8 protein-coding genes are annotated in these 6676 nt (G+C 62.9%); 7 read left to right on the plus strand and 1 reads right to left on the minus strand.

Translation table 11 applies throughout. The features are described from left to right. Positions 1-92 precede the first annotated feature (92 nt). Positions 93-1283, minus strand: a complete 1191-nt coding sequence (locus tag CH256_RS16920) for an acyl-CoA dehydrogenase family protein (RefSeq protein ID WP_037189072.1) — start codon at positions 1281-1283, stop codon at positions 93-95. A 62-nt stretch (positions 1284-1345) separates the two neighbouring features. On the opposite strand from CH256_RS16920, the gene CH256_RS16925 reads away from it, so the two are divergent. The 7 genes from CH256_RS16925 to CH256_RS16955 all read left to right on the plus strand — a co-directional run. After that, on the plus strand, positions 1346-2089 hold the full coding sequence (locus CH256_RS16925) for an SDR family NAD(P)-dependent oxidoreductase (RefSeq protein ID WP_037189073.1): 744 nt from the start codon (positions 1346-1348) through the stop codon (positions 2087-2089). Positions 2090-2107: 18 nt separating this feature from the next. Then, complete coding sequence (locus tag CH256_RS16930; RefSeq protein WP_094670087.1) at positions 2108-3319, plus strand: acetyl-CoA C-acetyltransferase; 1212 nt, start codon at positions 2108-2110, stop codon at positions 3317-3319. Between the two features lies 1 nt (position 3320). Then, the gene (locus CH256_RS16935; protein WP_256989461.1) at positions 3321-4163 is read left to right on the plus strand and encodes an aspartate/glutamate racemase family protein; all 843 of its coding nucleotides are present in this window, start codon (positions 3321-3323) and stop codon (positions 4161-4163) included. Positions 4164-4168: 5 nt separating this feature from the next. Next, positions 4169-4510, plus strand: coding sequence for a carboxymuconolactone decarboxylase family protein (locus CH256_RS16940; protein ID WP_037189158.1), 342 nt, complete (start codon positions 4169-4171; stop codon positions 4508-4510). Between the two features lie 98 nt (positions 4511-4608). Next, on the plus strand, positions 4609-5376 hold the full coding sequence (locus CH256_RS16945; RefSeq protein WP_256989462.1) for an SDR family NAD(P)-dependent oxidoreductase: 768 nt from the start codon (positions 4609-4611) through the stop codon (positions 5374-5376). 63 nt (positions 5377-5439) lie between these two features. Beyond that, positions 5440-6213 (plus strand): SDR family oxidoreductase, encoded by a 774-nt coding sequence (locus tag CH256_RS16950; protein ID WP_094670089.1) that lies wholly within the window; start codon positions 5440-5442, stop codon positions 6211-6213. 2 nt (positions 6214-6215) lie between these two features. Beyond that, on the plus strand, positions 6216-6676 hold a 461-nt coding region (locus CH256_RS16955), incomplete at its 3' end, for a class I adenylate-forming enzyme family protein (protein ID WP_256989463.1).

Here is a 6676-nt window from a genome sequence, read left to right on the forward strand (position 1 = left end):
CTGGACGTGACCCGCGAGGGCCACGTCCAGTTCTGCATGTGCTTACCCAGCCGCACGGCGGAACGATCACAATCGTTCCGCCGCGACCGGCGTCAGATCTTGTACTCGGCGAGCATCGCGCGCCCGATGATGATCTTCTGGATGTCCGTCGTGCCCTCACCGATTAACATGAAAGCCGCTTCGCGGTAGAGCCTTTCGATCTCGTACTCCTTCGAGTATCCGTAGCCACCGTGAATGCGGAACGAGGCCTGAACGACCTCATTGCAGTATTCGCTGGCCACCATCTTCGCCATTCCTGCTTCGACGTCCATCCGCTCTCCGGCATCTTTCAGTCGAGCCGCACGCACCACCATCGAGTGTGCGGTCTCGACCTTGGTGGCCATCTCGGCGATGCGGAACAAGATCGCCTGGTGTTGGGCGATCGGTTTGCCGAAGGTCTCGCGCTGCTGGGCGTATTTGACGCCCAACTCGAACGCGCGATTGGCGATTCCCACTGCGCGCGCGCCCACATTGACGCGTCCCACCTCGACGCCGTCCATCATCTGATAGAAGCCCTTCCCGGTGTCGCCGCCCAGCACCTGAGTTTCGTCCACCCGATGGTGATCGAGGATCATCTCGGTGGTGTCGATGCCCTTGTAGCCCATCTTGTCGATCTTGCCGGGGATGGTCACGCCCTGTGCGGTCTCGCCGAATCCGGGTTCCTTCTCCACCAGGAACGTCGTCATGTTCCTGTAGACCGAGTCGGAGCCGTCTTCCGTCTTGCACAGCACGGCAACGAGATTCGAAGAGCCGCCGTTGGTCAGCCACATCTTCTGCCCGGTGATCTCGTATCCCTCGGCCGTCCGCTTGGCCTTGGTGGAGATGGCCGCCACGTCCGAACCGAGCCCGGGCTCGGACATCGAGAACGCGCCGCGAACCTCGCCGGTGGCCATCCGCGGCAGGTAGCGCTGCTTCTGTTCCTCGGTGCCGTGCTGAGTCAACATGTACGCCACGATGAAGTGGGTGTTGATGACACCTGACACGCTCATCCAGCCACGGGCAATCTCTTCGACCACCAGTGCATAGGTCAGCAGTGACTCGCCGAGGCCGCCGTACTCCTCCGGGATCATGAGTCCGAAAATTCCCAAGTCCTTGAGTCCCTCGACGATTTCCGTCGGATACTCGTCTGCATGTTCCAACTCGGTTGCGACGGGAATGATCTTCTTCTCGACGAAGCGTCGAACGACATCGAGTATCTCGTCCTGCTCTGCAGTCAGTCCCGTTGTTCGCGCGAGTCGGCTCATGATCTGTATCTCCTCTGTGAATCCATTTGACTAAGGTACTAGATGTCAGACATATTACATGCATGTCTAATTCGGTAGTAGTCGTTACTGGTGCTGGGCGAGGGCTCGGTGAGGCGATAGCGCTGGAGGTTGCGCGTCAGGGCTCCCCGGTTGTCCTCGCCGGAAGATCGATCGAGCCGCTGGAAAGCGTGAAGTCCACCATCGAAGCGCAGGGCGGTCGCGCCCTGGTGCGCGTGACGGATGTGACCGATTCCGACTCCGTGGCGGGACTGTTCGAGGACGCAGAGAGAGTCTTCGGCCGGATCGACGTGCTGGTGAACAACGCGGGTATCGCCAACCGCGTCAATCTTGTCGATCTCGACGAGGCCGAATGGGACCGCATCTTCGACACCAACGTCCGCGGCATGTTCCTGTGCAGTCGTGAGGCCGGACGACGTTTCGCTCTGGCTGGCTCCGGTCGCGCGGTGAACGTAGCTTCGGTGTTCGGGTTGCTTGGCCGGCCTGGATATTCCGCGTACTGCGCGTCCAAAGGTGCCGTCATCAACTTCACCCGGTCCGTCGCTGCGGAATGGGCGCGGTTCGGTGCGCAGATGAATGCCGTTGCGCCTGGCTACTTCGCAACCGATATCAATGCCGAACTCCGCGCCGACGACGCAGCCATGGCCAAGGTCATGCGCCGCATTCCGGCCTACCGCATGGGCACGCCGGACGAACTCGCCAACGTCGTGGCGTACCTGGCGCTCACGGCACCGAATTTTCTGACCGGGCAGACCATCGCGGTTGATGGCGGAGAAGCGAGCGTCTGAACAGTGAAAGGAACAAGCATGACCGATGCAGTGATCTGCGAGCCGATCCGTACGCCGGTGGGCCGCTACGGAGGCATCTTCAAGGACGTCCCGGTGACGTCCCTCGCATCGACGGTGATGAAAGGTCTGGTCGATCGCACTGGTCTGACTGCGAAGGATATCGACGATGTCATCTTCGGCCAGGGCTACCCGAACGGCGAGGCAGCCGCCATCGGCAGGATTGCAGCACTCGACGCCGGTCTTGATGTGTCAGTGCCAGGTCTACAGATAGACCGGCGCTGCGGGTCCGGTCTCCAGGCTGTGCTGTACGCATGCATGCAGGTCGCTACCGGGGGCTCTGATCTGGTGCTGGCCGGCGGTGCCGAGAGTATGAGTCAAGCGGAGTACTACATGCCGAATGCCCGATGGAACTCAGGCGGTCTGCCCGATCTCCGTGATCGGCTCGCGAGCCCGCGTAGCAATTCTGGAGGGCGGCGGTACCCAGTTCGGGGCGGAATGATCGAGACCGCCGAGAACGTTGCAGCGAAGTACTTTGTCACGCGCGAACAGCAGGACGAGTGGGCGTTGCGGTCGCAGCAGCGCGCTGCTGCGGCCATCGACGCCGGGCTGTTCGAGGACGAGATGATCCCTGTAGTCGTTCCGGGTCGGAAAGGTGAGCCACTCATCGTCTCCCAAGACGAGCATCCGCGCCCGGACACCACAATCGAGTCACTCTCGCGGCTGAAACCGATAATGGGAGCGACCCTGCCCGGCGCGTCGGTCACGGCCGGCAACTCCAGCGGTCAGAACGACGCGGCCGCAATAGCGATCGTGACGACGCCAGGGAAGGCCGAGCAGCTCGGGTTGCGTCCGTTGGCGCGGCTCGTGAGCTGGTCCCTGGCCGGCGTTGAGCCCGAGCTGATGGGTATCGGCCCTGTTCCGGCGGCACGTCGGGCCCTCGAGCGGGCGTCGTTGTCCTGGAAAGACATCGATCTAATCGAATTGAACGAGGCTTTTGCTGCTCAAGTGATCGGTTGCTTCCGCGGATGGGAGTTGAGCAACGCCGATTTGGACCGCGTCAATGTCAACGGCTCCGGCATCTCGCTCGGCCACCCAATCGGAGCGACGGGAGGTCGTATTCTCGCGAACCTGTTGCGGGAGATGGATCGACGTGAGTCGCGATACGGGATGGAGACCATGTGCATGGGCGGCGGTCAAGGACTGGCTGCGATCTTCGAGCGGGTGGTCTGACGTGGCAAAGATCCTGTATCTGAGCATGTCTCGGGAGAAATACTCACCCAACTACTTTCCGTATCTGCGGACCTATATCGACGGGGTGAAGTCACCGGACGTCGAGTTCGAGCTCCGAGGCACGCGGGTCGGTCGCATCGACAGCTTTCGGTTCTTCGAAGTACTCGACTGGGTGTCGATCCTCGACTCCGTCGTGGCTGCGGAACAGGACGGCTTCGACGCGGTGGCGATCGGCAACATCCTCGATCCGGCGCTTCGCGAGGCACGGTCGATGGTCGATATCCCGGTGCTGGGTCTCGGGGAGACCTCGATGTTGACGGCCTGCATGATGGGCAGTCAGTTCTCGCTCGTAGGAGTCAATCCCTACTTCGGCGGTCGCTTCGAGGAGAACGTCGCCAGATACGGATTGCGCGACCGGCTCGCGAGCATCGAATGCATGGGCCTGACTCCGCACGAACTCGATGCGTGCTTCTCCGATGACAGCAAGCGCGAGAAAGCGATCGACTCCTTCGTCGCGGCGGCGCGAGCGTCCCTCGACAAAGGGGCAGAGGTGGTCATCCCCGCGGGTGGTCGCCTGACCGCGTTCCTCAATGCAGTGGGGATCCGCGACGTCGACGGTGCACCGCTCCTCGACGGAACCGTCTCGCTCGTGACCGCAGTCGAGTCGGCTGTCCGAATACACCGGCAGGCAGGCACTTTCGTCAGTCGCCGCAGGCTGTACGCGCGGGCACCCCAAGCGTCGATCCAGGAATCTGCCGCCGAATACGCCGATGGCTACAACGTGCCTGCCCTGAAGCGATCGATCGACCGTTCCGACCCCGCCACACAACGAACAGAGGAGTGAATTCGATGGACGTGCGTTACCCGTTGAGCAAGCAGGATGTGTTCGTCTCCAATCTGGACCGTCTTCGCGAAACCGCGCCGGACGTTGCCGATGCCTTCCGTGGTCTGCGCGTGGCCGCCGACGCGTACGGCACTCTCGAACCGAAACAGCGGGAGTTCAGTCTGCTGGTGGGCTTTGCTGTCACGCGGAACGAGGGAGGCTTCCGCGTGCATTGCACGCGCGCGAAGGATGCAGGCGCGACGCTGGAGGAGATAGAACAGATCGTCATCCTCCAACTCGGCACGAGCCTCGGCCTCGTACCTGTGGTGGAGGCCCTGTCGTGGGCGCACGACGAACTCGCTGATTAACAGCAATAGTATTGTCAGACAATACGCATCATGATATTTTTGCGTGTGACCGCGACCACGACCGACCAGCGTATTCGAGTTCTACAGGAGAATCGTCGATGACAGAACGTAACGGCACCCGCACCGCGCTGGTGATGGGAGCGGGATCCGGAATCGGACGCGCGAGCGCCATCGAATTGGCGGGCGCGGGAGTTCGCGTCGTCGCGGCGGATCTCAATGCGCAGTCGGTGGCAGCACTCGCCGCCGAAGTGGACGGGATCATCGACCTGGAACAGTCGTGGAACGCGACCGACCCGGAGGCCTGCGACGCACTGGTCGCGGCCGCCGTCGAGGCCGTCGGGCATCTGGATACTGTCGTCTCCACCGTCGGGTGGACGGCGATCACGAAGTTCCTCGACGAGTCTCCGGACTACTGGCGTCGCATCATCGACGTGAACCTGATGTCGGCGATCTACCTGTCGGCGGCCGCGGGTCGCGTGATGAAGGACAGCGGCGGAAGCATCGTGCTGACCTCGTCCGAAGCAGGCACGGTCGGCACCTCCGGCGAAGCCGTCTACTCGGCGGCCAAAGCCGGCATCATCGCGTTGGTCAAGTCGCTCGCTCGTGAGTGGGCCCGCTTCGGGATCCGCGTCAACGCAGTGGCACCGGGTATCACCGCCACCCCCCTGCTCGAGGAGCAAGGTCTGGTATCCGGTGACGGCGCGGACGGTGGGGTGCTGGGCAGCATTCTGAGGGGCGTGCCGATGCGTCGAGCGGGTGAGCCGTCCGAAATCGCCGCTGCGATCGCATATCTCGCGGGCGACGGTGCCAGCTACGTCACCGGGCAGACCCTGTGCGTCGGCGGAGGATTGACGATGGGCTCATGACGCGCCGCCTTGCCATTCCGATCACGAGTTTCTCCTATCCGACACCGAGAGGTCGTTCACCCCATGCGTGACAAAACGGTCCTGATCACCGGCGGTTCCCGCGGAATGGGTCAGCAACTCGCGTTGCGTCTCGCCGGTGAAGGCGCAAACATCGTCGTCAACTACCGCCGCGACACCGAGGCCGCGAGCCAGACCGTCGATGCCATCGAAGCGGCGGGAGGAAAGGCACTCGCTGTGCAGGCGGACGTGTCCGACACTGCCGCCGTCGAGGCCATGATCGGACACGCGGTCGACCGCTTCGGCTCCCTCGACGTCGTCGTGGCCAACGCCGCAGCCAGCGCGTTCAAGCCGCTGATGGACATTCACGGACGTCACATCGAGAAGACCATGGGCATCACGGTGCAGGGCTTCCTCGACCTGGTTCGACTGGCTCTGCCACACATGAACCGTGGCGGTCGCGTCATGGCTGTCAGCGGTTGGGACAGCTTCCGCGTCCTCCCGGGACACGGCCTCCTCGGCGCGGCCAAGGCTGCGATGGAGACGATCGTGAAGTACCTTGCGATCGAGTTGGCCGCCAACGGGGTGAGCACGATCGGAGTCTGCCCAGGACCGATCGACACCGACTCCTTCCGTTACTACGCAGGCGACGCGTGGGACGATTACGCGAAGCAGTGGCTCGCGCAGACCCCGTCGGGTGCGTACCCGACACCGGCCGAGGTCGCCGAGGTCATGGCGTTCCTGTGCTCTCCCCAGAGCGCTGTCATCAACGGCCAGACCATCGTGGTCGACGGCGGGCTGTCACTGGCGACCATGCCAATCGGCTTCGGCCAAGGTTGATGATGAGTGCGCAGTCACCGGCGGTCGCCCAGACCGTCGTCCAGTTGATGAGTCAGATCCAACGTCGCCCCGGGCACGAGGTGGCTGCGGAAGACATTGCCGGACAGCATCGGTTGACCATCGCCGAACTAGTGCTCTCGTCGAACCGCTTGGCCAACGCCTTTATAGGCCTCGGCCTGACGCCGGGCAGTCGCGTCGCATACGTGGCGCAGAACCACGTCGAGTACGTGGTGCTCGAATTCGCTTTGCTCAAAGCAGGACTCGTCAAAGTTCCCCTCAATCATCGGTTCGCTCCGAACGAGCTCCGTCGGTGCATCGAATTGGCGGACGTTCGTCTTGTCGTGGCCGACGACGCATCGTCTGCCGTACTCGACGAGGTTCTCGACGGCGCCGACATCCTGCGAGTGCACATCGGGCCACGGGACGGATGGCTGATGTTCGCCGGGATCGTCGCAGGCGGCGC

The sequence above is a fragment of the Rhodococcus sp. 05-2254-6 genome, assembly GCF_002258565.1.
Classification (GTDB): Bacteria; Actinomycetota; Actinomycetes; order Mycobacteriales; family Mycobacteriaceae; genus Rhodococcoides.